At 60.2% G+C, this 15998-nt stretch carries 15 protein-coding genes; 5 read left to right on the forward strand and 10 right to left on the reverse strand.

The genetic code is table 11. The annotated features are described in order from the left end of the window. Positions 1-27: 27 nt before the first annotated feature. From rpmI to LKG04_RS00630, 9 genes are all read right to left on the reverse strand, one after another. Positions 28-222: a 50S ribosomal protein L35 gene (gene rpmI / locus LKG04_RS00590; protein WP_024463368.1), complete on the reverse strand. Its 195-nt coding sequence runs from the start codon at positions 220-222 to the stop codon at positions 28-30. A 131-nt stretch (positions 223-353) separates the two neighbouring features. Then, positions 354-1070 carry a translation initiation factor IF-3 gene (gene infC, locus LKG04_RS00595; protein WP_291760866.1) on the reverse strand — a complete coding sequence of 239 codons (717 nt, stop codon included), beginning with the start codon at positions 1068-1070 and terminating at the stop codon, positions 354-356. 337 nt (positions 1071-1407) lie between these two features. Further along, on the reverse strand, positions 1408-2679 hold the full coding sequence (locus LKG04_RS00600) for a family 20 glycosylhydrolase (protein WP_291760742.1): 1272 nt from the start codon (positions 2677-2679) through the stop codon (positions 1408-1410). A 254-nt stretch (positions 2680-2933) separates the two neighbouring features. Then, the gene (locus LKG04_RS00605; protein ID WP_291760745.1) at positions 2934-4067 is read right to left on the reverse strand and encodes a GDSL-type esterase/lipase family protein; all 1134 of its coding nucleotides are present in this window, start codon (positions 4065-4067) and stop codon (positions 2934-2936) included. Between the two features lie 60 nt (positions 4068-4127). Beyond that, entirely contained in the window at positions 4128-6380 is a 2253-nt protein-coding gene (locus LKG04_RS00610; protein WP_291760748.1) for a beta-glucosidase family protein, read from the reverse strand. 7 nt (positions 6381-6387) lie between these two features. Further along, positions 6388-7638, reverse strand: coding sequence for a glycoside hydrolase family 1 protein (locus tag LKG04_RS00615; protein ID WP_291760751.1), 1251 nt, complete (start codon positions 7636-7638; stop codon positions 6388-6390). A 57-nt stretch (positions 7639-7695) separates the two neighbouring features. Further along, on the reverse strand, positions 7696-8574 hold the full coding sequence (locus tag LKG04_RS00620; RefSeq protein WP_291760755.1) for an alpha/beta fold hydrolase: 879 nt from the start codon (positions 8572-8574) through the stop codon (positions 7696-7698). Positions 8575-8615: 41 nt separating this feature from the next. Next, positions 8616-9797: an MFS transporter gene (locus LKG04_RS00625; RefSeq protein ID WP_291760757.1), complete on the reverse strand. Its 1182-nt coding sequence runs from the start codon at positions 9795-9797 to the stop codon at positions 8616-8618. A gap of 27 nt (positions 9798-9824) precedes the next feature. Next, a complete protein-coding gene (locus tag LKG04_RS00630; protein ID WP_291760759.1) occupies positions 9825-9986 on the reverse strand; it encodes a hypothetical protein in 162 nt (53 codons plus the stop codon). A gap of 150 nt (positions 9987-10136) precedes the next feature. Between LKG04_RS00630 and LKG04_RS00635 the strand changes: the two genes are divergently transcribed. Then, positions 10137-10832, forward strand: coding sequence for a TetR/AcrR family transcriptional regulator (locus LKG04_RS00635; RefSeq protein WP_291760762.1), 696 nt, complete (start codon positions 10137-10139; stop codon positions 10830-10832). Positions 10833-10844: 12 nt separating this feature from the next. Here LKG04_RS00635 and LKG04_RS00640 read toward each other — a convergent pair whose 3' ends face one another. After that, positions 10845-12584 carry a spermidine synthase gene (locus LKG04_RS00640; protein WP_291760765.1) on the reverse strand — a complete coding sequence of 580 codons (1740 nt, stop codon included), beginning with the start codon at positions 12582-12584 and terminating at the stop codon, positions 10845-10847. A gap of 120 nt (positions 12585-12704) precedes the next feature. On the opposite strand from LKG04_RS00640, the gene LKG04_RS00645 reads away from it, so the two are divergent. From LKG04_RS00645 to ybaK, 4 genes are all read left to right on the forward strand, one after another. Next, on the forward strand, positions 12705-13508 hold the full coding sequence (locus LKG04_RS00645) for a thiamine diphosphokinase (protein ID WP_291760767.1): 804 nt from the start codon (positions 12705-12707) through the stop codon (positions 13506-13508). 172 nt (positions 13509-13680) lie between these two features. Continuing rightward, positions 13681-14076 (forward strand): arsenate reductase family protein, encoded by a 396-nt coding sequence (locus tag LKG04_RS00650; protein ID WP_291760770.1) that lies wholly within the window; start codon positions 13681-13683, stop codon positions 14074-14076. 69 nt (positions 14077-14145) lie between these two features. Further along, the gene (gene gap, locus LKG04_RS00655; protein ID WP_291760772.1) at positions 14146-15201 is read left to right on the forward strand and encodes a type I glyceraldehyde-3-phosphate dehydrogenase; all 1056 of its coding nucleotides are present in this window, start codon (positions 14146-14148) and stop codon (positions 15199-15201) included. Between the two features lie 230 nt (positions 15202-15431). After that, positions 15432-15956: a Cys-tRNA(Pro) deacylase gene (gene ybaK, locus LKG04_RS00660; RefSeq protein WP_291760774.1), complete on the forward strand. Its 525-nt coding sequence runs from the start codon at positions 15432-15434 to the stop codon at positions 15954-15956. Positions 15957-15998 lie beyond the last annotated feature (42 nt).

The raw sequence follows: 15998 nt of genomic DNA on the forward strand, positions 1-15998 counted from the left end.
TGTCTAGCGTCTATCACTCGTCGCAGTTCAGCGGCCGAGCAGCTTCTTCATGTTCTTGCTCTGCGCAGGTGCGAGCACCTGGTCGGCCTTCAGGGCGCGACGCTTGCGAGCGGACTTGTGTTCGAGGTTGTGTCGCATGGCGCTGCCGGCCTGCATGAGCTTGCCCGAGCCGGTGACGCGGACGCGCTTCTTGGCTGCGGAATTGGTTTTCATCTTCGGCATTGCTGCCCTCCTTGTGCTTGATGCCACCCTGTGGCATCACAATGGTTCCGTCACCGCGTGTTGCCCGATGACTCGCATGATCAGCCGGAGAGCCAACTCCGGCATGACATTTCAATGTGTGGCGCCCCGCATCAGACCTTGTTCACGGCCCTTGGCTTTGGAACGGGAACGGAGTCCTGTTCCGCCGGAGCAGACTTGCCCTGTGCCTTTTCCGCCCCGTTCGCGCCGGTCTTGGCGGCCATGCGCGCCGCCTGACGGGCCTGGCGCTCGGCGCGCGACTGATCGCCGCGGCGGCGCTGCTCGGATTGCGTGTGCACCTTCTTGGCCTTGGGCGTCAGCGTCATGATGATGTTGCGCCCTTCCTGCTTCGGGTAGGACTCGACGGCGCCGAATTCGGCGACCTCGTTCGCCAGCCGCTCCAGCAGTTCGACGCCGCCGATCGGACGCGACTGCTCGCGGCCGCGCAGCATAATCGTGACCTTGACCTTGTCGCCGCCATTCAGGAATCGTGTCACATGGCCCTTCTTGACCTCGAAGTCATGTTCGTCGATCTTCAGGCGGAAGCGAATCTCCTTGATCTCCGCCGTATTCTGGTTGCGGCGGGCCTCGCGGGCCTTGATCTTCTCGTTGTATTTGAACTTGCCGTAATCGATGAGCTTGGCGACCGGAGGCTTTGCGTTCGGTGCCACCTCGACGAGGTCAAGGTTCGCTTCCTTCGCCAGATTCAACGCGACCGAGGTGGCAATGACGCCGACCTGCTCGCTGTTCGGGCCGATCAGGCGCACCTGGGAGACGCGAATCTCGTCGTTGATACGTGGTTCGTCGCTGATAATTACTCCAATCCTTATATTCCTTCGCGGGACCAGATGAAAACTTCGGCAGCGGATTCATGGCACAGCAGCGAAGCGCCATATCAGGCGCATTGCATCGTCGGATGCGAATCGCAACTTCACGGTTCCCCGCGAACCTATTCGCAGCGAACCATCAGCTCTATGCCTTGAACCCGAAGCCATGACAAGCTTCCAGGTGGGGTTGCCCCGCTTTCTTGATTTCTCAAGCCAGTCACCAAGTATATCATGCCCCCGGACAAGAACTCGTAGGCCGTTTTCGACCATCACGGCAGCGAAGCCTTATCGCGCATCGCACACCCACGTATGCATCGGAAGCATGAAGGGCGGGCCTTGATCAATGAAAGAGCGTTGTCGACTGATAATAGTCGCCGAATCCTAGCTTCGCCCAGAAGTCGGCGTAATCGCAGACATCCGCCGGTGCCTCCGAGCCGCGATCTTCGGCTCTTCCTCTCCATGCGAGGTCAGCGATCAGAGCGAGCCTCGGGAGGAGCAACGTGGCGATATCCGCGTCTTCGCGCACCGTCTCCGTCCACAACGCGCCCTCCACGCCGGAGGTCACGATGCCTTCTGCCCTCTCAAGGGAATGGCCTTCCAACACCCGCATCGAATCCTGAGGCTCATAGTTAGGAAAACCTAATGTCTCCATTCGTTCGTTTTGCGCTTGGTCACGGCTGCGTTCAGCGTATTTCCTGTCCAGATACATGAATGACTGGCGCGAATCGACGACATATGCGCCTTTGTCGCGCATACGCCGGGGATCTTCCCGGCACTGCGCGTACATGGCTGCAGCCGCATGCGCGTAAGGCTTGAAAGATGCAGGCCAAGACGCCGCAAGTTCCTCCTCGGAGGCTATATCATCCTGCGTCATCCAGTACTGATAGGCATCCGCGCGAGCATGCGCGCGCGAGGCCTCCTGCCACGCCATCGCCTTCCCGCCTCGTCGGTGCACGTCCTCGATCAGGGCGGTTATCGCCCTATCATAGGCTTCCTGGGCCATACCGAAGACCTCATCTCCCCCAATATGCACGTATTCGCCGGTCGCCAGCTCGCACAAGGCGTCTGTGCAGGAGTCGAAAAAAGCGTCGGCTTGCGGGGCATCCGGAGAAATATAGGAAAGGATGGGGTTGGCGAATTTTTGTTGTGCCAACTGTGGATACACGCTCAGCAAAGCAGCGCAATGCCCTGGCAGATCAATCTCCGGAATGAGGCAGATATGACGTTTCGCCGCATGTGCCTTCAGCTGGTTCAGTTGCAGAGGCGTGAACACATCGGCAAGCATGCCTATTCGATCGAATCCCTTGACGGGAATCCTCCACGACTGATGATCGGTCAGATGAAGATGGAGGGCCGACATGCGATGCACAGCAAGCAGATCGATCACTCTCTCGATGGTTCTCTCTGAAGCCCGGTACCGTGCAACGTCCAGATTCAGCGACCGGTAAGAGTATGCAGGCCCGTCATCATGTTGCGTCGGGGCGGACGCCGCACGCGGTGCGAAGAACGAGCACAGTGCGCGATATGCTCCTGTTGCGGTGGCTGCCGATATGGCAAGGCTGTCCGTATCCCAACGCTGGATGCGAAAACGTTCGTCGGATTCTTCCCGCACCGGACGTATCCCTTTGGCGCATGGCACCTCCAAGCCTTGGACGAGTGAGCATGCAATGGTCAGTGTACCGGCCGGAATGATATCCTGCGCTTCGCGCCCAACTGCGGAGCATAGATCCTCGAAATCGGACCAGGCACGCCGTCCCTCGTCCTCGTCTCCAGCGAAGTTGATATTCACGATTTTCCTTTCATCTATGCATGCGCATTGGCATACCTCAGGCTTGTCGGGTGCCTAGCCTCTGGACATGCTACATTTCATGAGGTGCGGCGGATCGACGATACGGCCTTCCCTAGCGCAGCCGCGATGCGCCCCGCCATCAGATCGATGCCTTCCGGGCCGGGATGCAGTTTATCGACGAGAAGGCCGGCATCGGCAGGACCGAAGAACTCGCGGCCGTCCGCCACCGTCAACTGCGGATCATCGCGCTCTTGGGCGATTGCGGCGATGAGATCGCGGGTGCGTTGAAGGGTGAGGGCGCCTGCATCGTCGGCCACGTTGCGCTCGGCCACGGCATAATTGCCATCGGGCTGCATGACGATTGGCCCGGGGTTACGTTTCTGGATGGGGCAGTAGCAGGCTGTGGAGAGAATGATCGGGGTATGGGGCTGCTTGTCTCGTATCGTGTCAAGGAATCCGTGGAGAGCGGGCACGAAGAATCGCTCTCTCATCGAATCCGCATTCACTATGTTGATGCCGATCGCGCATGTGATGATGTCGGATGGGGTTTCGCCGATGGCTCGGGCCATGCATGGATCCATCTGCGCATTGCCGGAAAGCGAGTAATCCCTGAGATGGAGCCCCAACGCCCTTGCCACCTGCTCGGGCCACCGCCTCGAAGGGCTTGGTGTCTGGGCGCCGTGCGAGATGGAACTCCCGTAATGCGTCCACCGGATCGTTCCGGGCGCGTCCGCCGGATCGATCGTACGCTGCGATCGCATGCCTATCAATTCGATCAGGCACGTGTGAGGCAGCATGATGCAGAATGTCCCATCGCCGCCGTCTGCGGGCGCCAGGTCGATATGCATCGGCACACCAGGCCTGAGCGAAAATGTGCGGCTTTCCAGGTCGGGAACCAACCTGCCTGCGGATCGGACAGATATATCCGTAATGCGTGTGCCCTGGCCGTCACGTGTGGCCACGCTGAGCCTGTTATCCGCCTCTTCAAGCGCGTATCCGGCCAACGTCAGGGTGGCGGGTGCCGAGATGTGCACATTGAGATGCACTCCGGAAGGGCAGAATTCGTTCCATACGAACCACGGATCACGAATCTGGCTGCGGTACCGACGCGCTATGCGGTGCGGCATGACGCCGCCGAGAGGACCGGGGACGACATCAGCGACGCCATCGAGAAACGCCGTCATCTCAGCGGCGGTGCAGGAATAGGCCATGGCATTCCTTTCGTTGCGACGGCTCGCCAATGATGCTTGGAGAGAGGAGCCGCCAATCTGTCAATTGTCCACGGTCTCGGTCGCGCAACGCAGATCATTGGCCCGGCGCACCATATCGTCAACGTTTTCTTCGCTGATCCCTATACCCCAAGAGGCAAGTTTGATCAGTGGCATCTGCATGAACATCGCCTTCATCTCCGGCGATGGTTCGCCGCCCCCCATGTTCTCGGCGATGCCTTGAACCAATGGATTGATGATCGGTGCCCCGTAAGGGCTCTCACTCCACTCGCCGATGGTCGACATCGCTTCAAGCGACGCGACGTAGCCGTCGCCCGGCAGTTCCACCGTGGCGCTCAGCTGCGTGTCGCGGCTGGAGCGGGAGAGCTCGATGCGATATTGCCCCGGATACTGTCTCCATCTCGCCTGTCTGGTATTCCACGTAGAGAACGCGCGCATGTCCAAGTCAATCGACACTTCTTTACTCTCCCCCGGTTCCAGCTCCACGCGCTCGAATCCCTTGAGCTCATGGGCAGGCCTTCCCGGCTGCCCGCTGGCGACGTAGATCTGCGGGACGTCCGCCCCTCGGCATGAGCCCGTATTGGTCACGGTGAATGCTCCCTGGGCTCCCTGCCCGAGCTGGCTGATGCGCAGATCGCTATAGGAGAACGTCGTATAGGACAACCCGTATCCGAAAGGATAGGATATAGGCAGATCAAGCGTGTCATAATAGCGATAGCCGACATACAGTCCCTCGCCGTAAAGTACCTGTCCGTCGCAGCCCGGGAAATTCAGGCGGCACGGCGTATCGTCTAATGCGCGTGGAATGGTTTCGTTCAAGCGTCCGGAGGGATTGGCCGCCCCGGTGAGCACGTCGGCCATCGCCGCGCCCCCGGCCTGGCCCAGAAGCCAGCCTTCGAGCAGCGCGTCACAGTGTTCGGCCCAATCACCGATGCTGATGACGCCGCCACCGGACAATATGACGACAGTCGGCGTCCCGGTGTCGATGACAGTCTGCAGCAGCTTGCGCTGATCATCGTGCAAATCGATCGAAGTCTTGTCCATCCCCTCGGATTCGTCATTATCAAGGTATCCCACGACGACAATGGCCACCGAAGCTTCCTGCGCAGTCCGCCTCGCCTGCGAGAGCAGGGCCTCATCCACGCGATGGTCGGATTGCACACGATACCCCGGCGCGAACCGCAGCGTTGCCTGAGGCAATGCCTCACCCAGTTCACCCAGCAAGTCATGGACCATCGGAGGATTGACATGCGAGGAGCCGCCCCCTTGGAAGCGCGGAGTGCGGGCGAATTCCCCAATCACTGCGATGGTGTCGGCCGATGATGGGTCGATGGGAAGTATCCCGTTGTTCTTCAGCAGCACCATGGACTCTTGGGCCGCCTTGCGTGCGACCCGGTCATGACTTTCAAAGTCAATCGGCTCTTTGGCCTTGATGCGGACGTCGGCTGTGCGATCCGCCAGAATCCGAATGCGGCTGACAGTTTGGTCCAAGGTATCGATCGAGCATGCGCCCGAACGAACGGCATCCACTATCTTGCTGTCCGTCCCGCTCGGCGGCATCTCGATGTCCAGACCTGCGGCAAGCGCCGATACGCGATCGACGACCGCGCCCCAATCCGAGATCACAACCCCATCAAACCTCCATTCCCCGCGAAGTATGTCAGTCAGCAGCCGGCGGTTCTGGCTTGCATACTCGCCGTTCACTTTGTTGTACGCACACATCAGCGCCCACGGATGGTCCTGCCTCACCGTCGTCTCAAAAGCTGGCAGATAGATCTCGCGCAGCGTGCGCTCGTCAATCTGCGCATTGACGCGGAACCGGTCAGTCTCCTGGTTGTTGGCAGCGAAATGCTTCGGCACTGCGCTGACCCCTTGGGATTGCACGCCACGAACGAATGAGGAGCCGTAAGCTCCCGCTAGGAACGGGTCCTCCGAGGCGTATTCGAAGTTTCTTCCGCCCAGCGGCGAGCGTTTGATGTTCAGCCCCGGGCCCAGCAGTACGCTCACGGCAAGCGAGCGAGCCTCCTGCGCCAGGGTGCGCGCTACCGTTTCGATCATCCGGCGATCCCATGTGGAGGCCAGACCAGCAGCCGGCGGAAAGCAGGTGGACTGCCTGCTGCTGGCGATGCCGAGGGAATCGCCTTCGTCTCCCTGATAGCGCACGCCATGGGGGCCGTCGCTCATATGCAGGGCATCAACCACTCCCTCGATGCCTTGGCTGGTCCAAGTAGTGGCGCCCGAGGTCAGGCTCGCCTTCTGCTCAACGGTCAGCGTTGTCGTTGTCGTTGTCGTCATGATCCTTCTATTCCTTTCCTTCAGCATCATCGTCGCCCGCGTCGTGCCGGCACTCAGTGGGAAGCATGGCACGTCGCGCCCAATCCCCCAGCCAGGACAGCGAGGGCTTGGGGATCCTTTCGTAGGATCCCGATTCTCTGTCGACTGCAGCGAGGCCGAAAGTCGGCTGCCAATTCCCCCACTCATAGTTGTCCAGCAACGACCAGTGAAAATAGCCATGCACCGGATATCCCTGCCCCATCAATTCGCCCACGGCGCACAAGGCGGCCTCGGTGTAGGCGATGCGCTGTTCATCATGAATCGTAGATATGCCGTTTTCAGTGATGACCAGCGGCATCTCAGGCAGCAGACCGTGCACATGCATGAGCGCCTGCGCGGCGGCCTGCGGATAGTATTCCCATCCATTCGACGTCTGCCGGTCGGGCCCGACAGCCACTTTGGCCCCTTGCGCATCGATGACAGTCCGGGTGTAGGCCTGAATCCCGATAAAATCATCTTCCTTTGCCGCCCGAATGAAATAATCCTCGACTTTCGCCGAATACACGGCAGCAGCCGCCTCGCCACCAGCGAGGCTTTGCACGCATTGATTCGCCACGCTCCAGCCCACGGGGACGCCGGGAAGCGACTCGTGCACCAGTGTGGCCGCAAGCCGGTGAGCTTCCACCAGGCGTCTCGCCACGACCGGGTCAGGGTCAGGCAGCAATCCCCCGGGCTGCAACGCGGCAGAGCCTGAAAGCACCGACGACATGATAGCCACCATATTGGGCTCATTGATCGTGACAATGCCTGCGACGCCATCACGCAGCACAGGCAGCACAGCCTGGACATAGTCACCGAACCGGTTGATGGCATCCGGCCCTGCCCAACCGCCTTGCCGGGCGAACCATAACGGCGAAGTAAAGTGATGGAGCGTCACAAAGGGCTTCAGCCCCATGCTCGCGGCAGTCTGGACCATCATGTGATAATGGTCCAGCTCGTGCTCGTCGAAGACTCCGGGTTCCGGCTCGATGCGTGCCCACTCCACGCCGAACCGATAGGCGTTGAACCCATTCTCTTGGAGCAGCCGCATGTCTTGGCGCCAGCGGTGGTATGAATCGCAAGCCATGCCAGACGCTTGGGCGAGAGGAGACCGCTCGGACGTCTCCAAGGCCCACCAGTCGCTATGGATGTTGCTGCCTTCGGTCTGATGCGGTGAGGTGGCAGCTCCGAACAGAAAATCCTCTGGAAGGATGTAGCCGCATTGTTGCTGTGTGCTCATTATGAACTCCTTCTGTGCCGTTGCAGTGCATAGCCGGTCCTGGCTGTGCGCCTCCCGCTATTGGATGCTGGACCAGAAACCGGTCAAGACATGCGCCAGCCTCGCCGGCTCGTCGATTTGCGCGCTGTGGGCCGCGCCTGCTATAGAGATCGTTGCGATGCCCAGGCGGCGCGCCTCGTCATCATAGACGCCCTCGGGCCACACCTTGTCGTTCGCGCCATGGACCGACAGCATCGGGACGCCCGTGCCGCCGAGCTCGGCAGTCACGTCGGCATACGAGCCGAGAATGGACGAAATACCGAGGAGGTTGTCCAAACTGGTCGCATGCGCCCGTAATCGGAACATTTCTACATACGGGTCTGCCTGCACTTCATCGCCGCGCTCGGGGTATGCGCTGCGATAGATCAGCGAGGGACCTATGGAGGCAAGCAGTCCTCGCGCCTTCCTCGTCTCATCGCTCGACGGTATAGGCGTGGCGCCGGTAGAGAACAGCGTCAGCGAACGTACCGACTCAGGCATCCGCAAGGCGATGCGCCGAGCCACAACACCGCCGAAACTATGCCCCACCAAGTCCACGGGCCTGTGCTCTGCACCTAATGTTTGCAGCACCTCGCATGCATCACCCACGAAATCGTCAAGGGTGTAGGATTCAATGCCCCGAGGCGAAGCGGAATCCGCCTGCCCCCGCTGACTGTAGCTAAGCACCGCGCGGCACCCACCGTCATCGAGAGATCTCATCAGCACAGGGAAGAAGTCGACGAAATCCTCTTTCGACCCCGTAAACCCCGGAATGAAAACAGCAAGACGCTCGGCGACCATGACATTGCCAGTGGCCAGTGCAGTCAGGTCGCCCACCGCAGCAGAAATGGCAAATGTCTGCAATCCGCATGCAAGCGTCTGCGGACCAAAAGGCGGCACCTCACACAGCTTTGCCATCGGCAAATGCCCGCGTTGCACTGGCGACATCGGCTGCATTGCTACTTCACACGTCGGATGGGAATGAAGACGAGGATGCCCGCGATCGAAAGCACCGCAGCGCTGATGAACAGCAGCTCGTAGCCCAAGCTCGCAATCAGCGCCGCACCGAGGCCTCCCGCGATGACGCCGGTCAGCGTATTGGTCGTCCCCAAAATGCCCATGTCTTGGGCGGCGTTCTCCTTGTCCGGCAACACCTCGACCATCAAGGCCTGGTCAACCGCTTGGAATATGCCGAATGCCAACGCAGCCAAGGCGGTGTACACATAGTAGAACACCAAGGTCTTGGTAAGCGCCAAGACAATCATGCCGATGACCACGAAAGAAACCGATAGGGCGATCAACGGCTTTCTTTTGTCGAGCTTGTCTGATACGACACCGCCGAAAATGGAGGCAACAGCCCCTACACCAGCCATGATTAGCCCGGCCACCGTGCCGACCGCCGCTGCGCCCTTGATATCGAGCCCATAGTGGTAGCGCAGGATCTGCGTGGCGGTCTGGAGAATGAGCATGATACCGAGCACAACGAAGAACCGGCCGACGTACGCGAGCCAGAAGTCGCGATCCTTGGGCAGGCGGAACCGCGCCGCGGGCGCCTTGTTTGTCTCGATGTCGCCGATTTGCCTGTTGCTGAGATTGGCTCCGGGGATTGCCAGCACGATGATGACGGCAATAATGAGCATCGACCATGGCAGCACGAGAAAGCCCCTGGTGATGTGCTGGGTACCGAAGACCACGATAAGCAGCTGCGTGACGATTGATCCGAGTGCGGTTCCCGCCAACGAACCGAACCCCGCGTAGGCCGATGCACGGCCGAGGAGCTTGGAATGAATGCGATCGGGCAGCAAGGCGTTATAGGAAGCGTAGTAAGTATTCAAACCGGCTTGGAACAGGCAGAAGAACAGCACGACCGGCCATATCGCGCTATAATTCGCGACCGCAAGCCCAATCAGGGCGATTCCCGACGTTATGGCGCCACCGAGGATCCAAGGATTGCGCCGGCCCATCCGCGAACGGGTTTTGTCTGACAAGTGGCCGACGAGAACCGCGAAAACCGCTCCAGTGAATGCGCCGAAGATATTGGTTATGCCAATGGCGCTGTTGGCGGGACCCTCGGGCAGCACAGCCGTGTATGTGAGTGCGAACAACGAGGCGGTGGCGGCCGTAGGTATGGTCGCAAGCAAGATGGCGAACAGGTTCAGGGGACCGAATCACCCGAGTTTGTTCACAAAACGTCGTTCACCGAATTCATTGACTGGCGAGTCGTCGGCGGAGAAGTTGCCCAAAGCCTGTGCGTACGTTTCGGAGCCGGAGGTCTTCGCCGGATCGGTACCGGGATGATTTGGAGTTTGAACACTACTTTGTAAAGTCATATCGTCCTTCTTTATTCAGACATGCAACCATGAGGACAGCAACAACGCCACCTCAAGTTCAGTATGTTACCACATGGTTACTTTTGTGCAACCCGGTTTGCGCGACCACGGCTGTCGCTAGCATGGCATTGATGGGAAAAGGTGTTATCCATGAGTCAGCAATTGCAAGCGGAATCCGGATCGGACGTATCCGGGCACAGACCACATCCGCTGCTCGGCGCCGAGCAGCGGCAGGGTGAGGGGGACACCAAAGGGGAACGAACGCGCAATCGGATTCTCGATGCCGCCCTGAGGCTCTTTTCCAGATCTGGGTCGAATGGCGTCTCGCTACGGGCGATTGCCAAGGAGGCGGACATATCGCATGCAGGTCTGCTCAAGTACTTCGCCGACAAAGACGAGCTGATTCTGGCAGCGATAGCTCGACGGGATCACTTCCCGGCCGCCTTGGAAATCCGGAGTTACAACGATGTCGGGCCAGAGGACTATCTGCCGCTGTTCCTCGAAGCGATCGAGCACAACATGAGCAATCCGGGCGTTGTGGGCATGTTCGCCAAAGTCGCTGCAGAGGCCACGAATCCAGAGCATCCTGCGCACGATTATTTCAAAACGCGGTACGCCCAACTGACCGACAAGCTGGCCCAATCAATCAGGTTCATCACTGGCTGCACGCAATCCGAGGCGCGGGAGCGGGCAGAGGAGTTCATCGCATTCGTCGACGGCATCCAGATCCAATGGCTGCTGCGCCCAGATGAAGTCAATATGTTCGAGGCCGCCAAAAGTTACCTCCATCGGACGGGCCTGCCCGATGGAGGCGACGCCGACCTCAGCGACGAGAAGATCGATTAGCCTCGCCTGACCTCATTGCAATTCCAGCAGGCCTTGGATGCCTCTGGTCCGCAGGATCTCGCGATACGGCCCGGCCTCCCGCGCAATGAGCTCATCGATGGCGTGCATGCCGAGCAGCTCCACCGGCGCCTTGTCATCGGTGAGGATCAGGGTTCCGGACTGCGGTTGCGAGACCGGCTTGAGCCGGCTAGCGGTCTCCCCCATTGCCCATTCGAGGTCGCCATCATGCGTCCGCGCGAACGTCGTGGCCTGCAGGGTGTTGGGTTCGCTCGCCTGAGCGATATCACCAGTCCCGAGGTTTCGAGACGTATCGCCCGATTCCGACTTGTCCGACTCGCCTTCATTCGCTGCGCTCGAGCTCGGCGTTTTCGCGAAGAGCTCGCGGTTGGTCGTGTCCGGCACGTCGGCGGTCAATATATTGCGCCGCCCAAACACGCTGGCGATCGTGCTGGTCAGCGCCTCGTTGATCGACCCTTTGCCGTCCGAGATCATGTTCATATTGACGACCATGACGCCGCCGGGATTGAGGTGCTGCCGCACCATGGTGAAGAACTCGGTTGAGCTCATCTGAAAGGGAATCGTGATGTCCTGATAGGCGTCGACCATGATCACGTCGTAAGTGCCCTTGCCTGCGGCGAGCCAGGCGCGGCCGTCGTAAGTGCTGACCGGAATATCCTGGGGCTCTTTGAAATACTCGCCTGCAAGCGCCGTGATCTTCTCGTCGATTTCGACGCCGGTGATATGCATATGTGGGTAGTACTGCCGCAGCTGGCGCGCATAGGTTCCTGTGCCCATGCCCAGAATCAGCGCGGAACCGGCATGGTCGGCGAGCGCCGGGGCGGCGAGCGCAGTGTCGTAGTACATGCCGGTCAGGCCCGGCTGCTTCATCGTCACCGATTGGACGCCGAAGAGCACGTTGGTCGACAGGATAGTGCGGTCGGACAGGTTCTTGACCTGCAGGTAGTTGTAGATCGACTCGCCCTCGTAAGTCAGCTCGCGTTCCCAGAAGGCGAAGCCGCTCATCGGCGAAGCAACGGCAGAGGCAACGAATATGACCGCGCTGATGGCGCTGGTGACAAGGCGCACTTTCGAAGCGATGAAATACGTGAGTGCGAGGGCCAGCAGCAGCCCTGAAAATAATAGGAAGGTCACGAAGGTGCCGACCGCCGGAATCGTGACGAAGGTCGGCAGAAACGTGCCCAGAATCGAACCGATCGTGTTGCAGGCGCTCAGCCGGCCAACCACCGAGGCATTGTCGTCCAGCGAGTCGGTGGCGAATTTGACCAGACCTGGGGTCACGGTGCCCAGCAGAAACAGCGGCGGCACGAAGATCAGCATGCAGCTGATGAACGCGGCGATCACCAGGAAGTTCGTCGACACCGTGACGATGAGCAGGCCCGAAACCACGATAATGACATATTTGCCCAAGAGCGGAATAAGCGCGATCCACACCGCCGCCATCGTCACCCGCATGTAGAGCTTGTCGGGATTGGGGTCGCGATCGGCCTTGCGCCCGCCCCACACGCTGCCCAGCGCCAAGGCGATCATAATCGTGCCGATGATGATGGTCCATACGATCTGCGAGCTGGAGAAATACGGGGCAAGCAGACGTGAAGCGCCCAGTTCGGCGGCCATCACGGCCATGCCGGAGAAGAACTCAGTGACGTACAGGAACAGCTTCGAGCGCAAGATCGGGCGCTCCTGCATCTGTGGAGTCAGCCCGTGATTCGTTGTAGCAGTCGTGGCGGTCATAATCCCCTCTTTGCTGCAAATGTCAGCCATCGAACATCAGTGTCATCGCGAGCCTATCAGACCGGCGTGAATGCGGGCAGGGGCTCGCGTGCGCTGCAGTGCGTGGGCTAGAGTGGCAGCATGAACCAGGCGAGCCACGTATGCGTCATCTTTGCAGCGGGACAATATTATGGTCCGACGCCGGGCATGCCTGCAGACCTCCTCGCAGGGCATCCTCGCCCCTTGGTGATCGCGGCCGATGCCGGGCTCGACCATGCGCAGGTTGATGGCGTCGCCGCCGACATCGTGATCGGCGACTTCGATTCCGTGCAGGGCAGCGTACCCGATGATGCCCGCACGCTGCGGCTGCCGGCGCAGAAGGATGATCCCGATATGCTTTCTGCATTGAAGGTCGGCTGGAATCGCGGCGCGCGCGAATTCCATATTCTCGGCGGGCTGGGCGGCAGGATCGACCATACGATCGCGAACATCCAGCTCATGGGATTGCTGTCCCGGCACGGCGGCATCGGGTTCCTGTACGGCGAGGGTGCCATCGTCACCGCGATCACCGACGGCGAGCTCGCATTCGAACCGCATGCCGCCGTGCTTGGCGGCATGGTTTCGGTGTTCGCCCAGTCGGACGAGGCCCGAGACGTGAACGAGCCAGGGCTGAAATACCAGCTGCGCCACGCGACACTGACCAACGGCGTGGTGCAGGGCGTAAGCAACGAGTTCCTGCCCGGCATCGCCAGCGCGATCAATGTGCGCGAAGGCACCTTGATCGTGACCTTCCCCATCACGACGCCGATGCCGGTAGTCACGCGCTACCACGAACTCGGCGGCGATCTGGGCCCGCTCGACACCGGAATTTCGCCGGTGCTCGCCGCGCAATTCCGCGATCGCCTGCGATCGGACGAAAAGATGCGGCAATGCGGCGAACAATAAACAGCCAGCCTCCGTCCACGACGCACGGCACGAACCGCATGACACGGCCTGATGCATCCAGGACGCCTGCATTAATACGATCGACCCGATCGACCCGATCGCGTAACTCATAAGAATCCGAAACGCATTCACCCATAATCAATCCGTCCTTGTCTATCAATCAGGAGGTTTCATGGCTGACCGCACTGCAGGCCAACTGCTTTTCATCTGCTATTCGCACTGCTCAACCTGCGCCAGGGCGCGACGCTGGCTGGGCGAGCACGGCATCGAGTTCACCGAACGCAATATCAAAACGGATAACCCCACGAAAGCCGAGCTCACCGCTTGGTACCACGCCAGCGGGCTGCCGATCCGCCGCTTCTTCAACACGTCCGGGCAACTGTATCGCGGTTTGGGGCTGAAAGGTAAACTGCCCTCGATGAGCGACGACGAGGCGCTGGAACTGCTGGCCACCGATGGCATGCTCGTCAGGCGCCCGGTTGTTGTGAGCGCTCACGGCATTTTGGTCGGTTTTTCGCCCGAAGCATGGGGCACGTTGCTGGCAAGTACAGACGGCGGGATAAAGTAGGCACCGTTGATAAACAATGGCCGGGGCGCGCTGGCGCGCGCCCGAGCCTGATTCCCAAGGGAGTATTTTATGACAGTGAAGATTGGTATCAACGGCTTTGGCCGTATCGGACGCCTCGCGTTCCGTCGTATCCTCAAGCTCCAGGAGCGTGGCGGACAGGCCGGTGACATCGAGGTCGCAGCCATCAACGATCTGACCACCCCGTCCATGCTCGCTTACCTGCTCAAGTACGACAGCACCCAGGGATCCTTCCGCCATGACGACGGAACGGCATACGACGTGGCTTCCACTGACACCGCCATCGTGGTGGACGGCAAGTCCTACACGGTCTACGCCGAGAAAGACGCCCGCAATCTGCCGTGGGTCAAGAACGACGGCGTCGAGTTCGTGCTCGAATGCACCGGCTTCTATACTTCCGCCGAGAAGTCTCAGGCCCACTTGGATGCCGGAGCCAAGAAGGTGCTCATCTCCGCCCCGGCAAAGGACGACACCACTCCGACCGTTGTGGCCGGCGTGAACGACGACATCCTGACGGCTGACGACAACATCGTGTCCGCCGGCTCCTGCACCACCAACTCCTTGGCCGCCATGGTCAAGACGCTGGACGAGAACTTCGGCATCAAGGTCGGCTTCATGACCACGATCCACGCTTACACCGGCACCCAGATGATCCTCGACGGACCGCGCTCCAAGAACGGCCGCGCCAACCGCGCCGCCGCCGTCAACACGATCGAGCACTCCACCGGCGCGGCCAAGGCCATTGGCAAGGTCGTTCCGTCCGTGCAGGGCAAGCTGCAAGGCCATGCCCAGCGCGTCGCCGTGCCCGACGGCTCCGTCACCGAGCTGACCTCCGTACTGGAGAAGTCCGCGACCGCCGACGAGATCAACGAGGTCTTCAAGAAGGCGTACTCGGATTCCGAGACCTACGGCTACAACGCCGACGGCATCGTGACCTCCGACATCATCGGCGATACCCACGGCGGCGTTTTCGACCCGACCCAGACCGCGGTCAACGAAGTCGACGGCGTCACCTTGGTGCGCACCGTCGCCTTCTACGACAACGAGAACGGCTTCACCTGCAATATGATCCGCACGCTGATGAAGTTCGCCGAAGTCTCCAAGTGAGCAAAAGGCGTGTGGACTGCGCATTGATTGCAACTCGTCCGCATCGTCGCTGACTGACTGGCCGTAGGCATTCCTGTGTGAGCCTTCGCCCCTGTTGGGCATCGAGTATTATGCTCCCTGCTCGGCAGGGGCGAAGTCGTTTTCGGGCGACGACGCGATGGGCGGCACCTATAGCACGATCCGCTGTACGGATTGGCTCGAATATCGTCTCCATGCGATACAACGAAACCATGTCCAAACGAAACAGGCACGGCGCAGGATCCGGATCAAGAGTCAAGGCGTCCACGCCTGCTATTGCGCAGCTGCGCAAGACCGGCATAACGTTTGAAACCTACGAATACGAGCATTCTGCCGATCATATGGACGATGGCTACGGCATCGAGGCCGCACAACGGCTTGGGCTCGACCCACATCAGATTTTCAAAACCTTGATGGCCGACACCGGCAGCGAACGTGTGATCGGTATCGTGCCGGTCAGTGGGCATCTCGACCTCAAAGCGTTGGCGGCTGCGGCCGGCGCGAAGAAGGTTGCGATGGCGAGCCACGATGTGGCGCAGCGCGAAAGCGGCTACGTGCTTGGCGGCATCTCCCCCTTCGGCCAGCGCACGCGTCATCGCACCGTGCTTGACGACAGTGCCCTGCGCTTCGAAACCATCCTGGTATCAGGGGGCAAACGCGGCCTTGACGTGGGAATCAAGCCGACTGATCTCCTCGCGGTTCTGCATGCCACGGCTGCATCCATCGCCACATGGTGAGGGCAACGAGACCACTGCTTCGTCGAAACCTTTCTCAAAGGT

The sequence above is a fragment of the Bifidobacterium sp. genome, from assembly GCF_022640935.1.
Classification (GTDB): Bacteria; Actinomycetota; Actinomycetes; order Actinomycetales; family Bifidobacteriaceae; genus Bifidobacterium.

Coding starts and splice junctions, on each gene's coding strand:
- rpmI (WP_024463368.1), bottom strand. CDS start 222: ATGCCGAAGATGAAAACCAATTCCGCAGCCAAGAAGCGCGTCCGCGTC.
- LKG04_RS00605 (WP_291760745.1), bottom strand. CDS start 4,067: ATGGCCTATTCCTGCACCGCCGCTGAGATGACGGCGTTTCTCGATGGC.
- LKG04_RS00610 (WP_291760748.1), bottom strand. CDS start 6,380: ATGACGACAACGACAACGACAACGCTGACCGTTGAGCAGAAGGCGAGC.
- LKG04_RS00615 (WP_291760751.1), bottom strand. CDS start 7,638: ATGAGCACACAGCAACAATGCGGCTACATCCTTCCAGAGGATTTTCTG.
- LKG04_RS00620 (WP_291760755.1), bottom strand. CDS start 8,574: ATGGCAAAGCTGTGTGAGGTGCCGCCTTTTGGTCCGCAGACGCTTGCA.
- LKG04_RS00630 (WP_291760759.1), bottom strand. CDS start 9,986: ATGACTTTACAAAGTAGTGTTCAAACTCCAAATCATCCCGGTACCGAT.
- LKG04_RS00635 (WP_291760762.1), top strand. CDS start 10,137: ATGAGTCAGCAATTGCAAGCGGAATCCGGATCGGACGTATCCGGGCAC.
- LKG04_RS00640 (WP_291760765.1), bottom strand. CDS start 12,584: ATGACCGCCACGACTGCTACAACGAATCACGGGCTGACTCCACAGATG.
- LKG04_RS00645 (WP_291760767.1), top strand. CDS start 12,705: ATGAACCAGGCGAGCCACGTATGCGTCATCTTTGCAGCGGGACAATAT.
- LKG04_RS00650 (WP_291760770.1), top strand. CDS start 13,681: ATGGCTGACCGCACTGCAGGCCAACTGCTTTTCATCTGCTATTCGCAC.
- gap (WP_291760772.1), top strand. CDS start 14,146: ATGACAGTGAAGATTGGTATCAACGGCTTTGGCCGTATCGGACGCCTC.
- ybaK (WP_291760774.1), top strand. CDS start 15,432: ATGTCCAAACGAAACAGGCACGGCGCAGGATCCGGATCAAGAGTCAAG.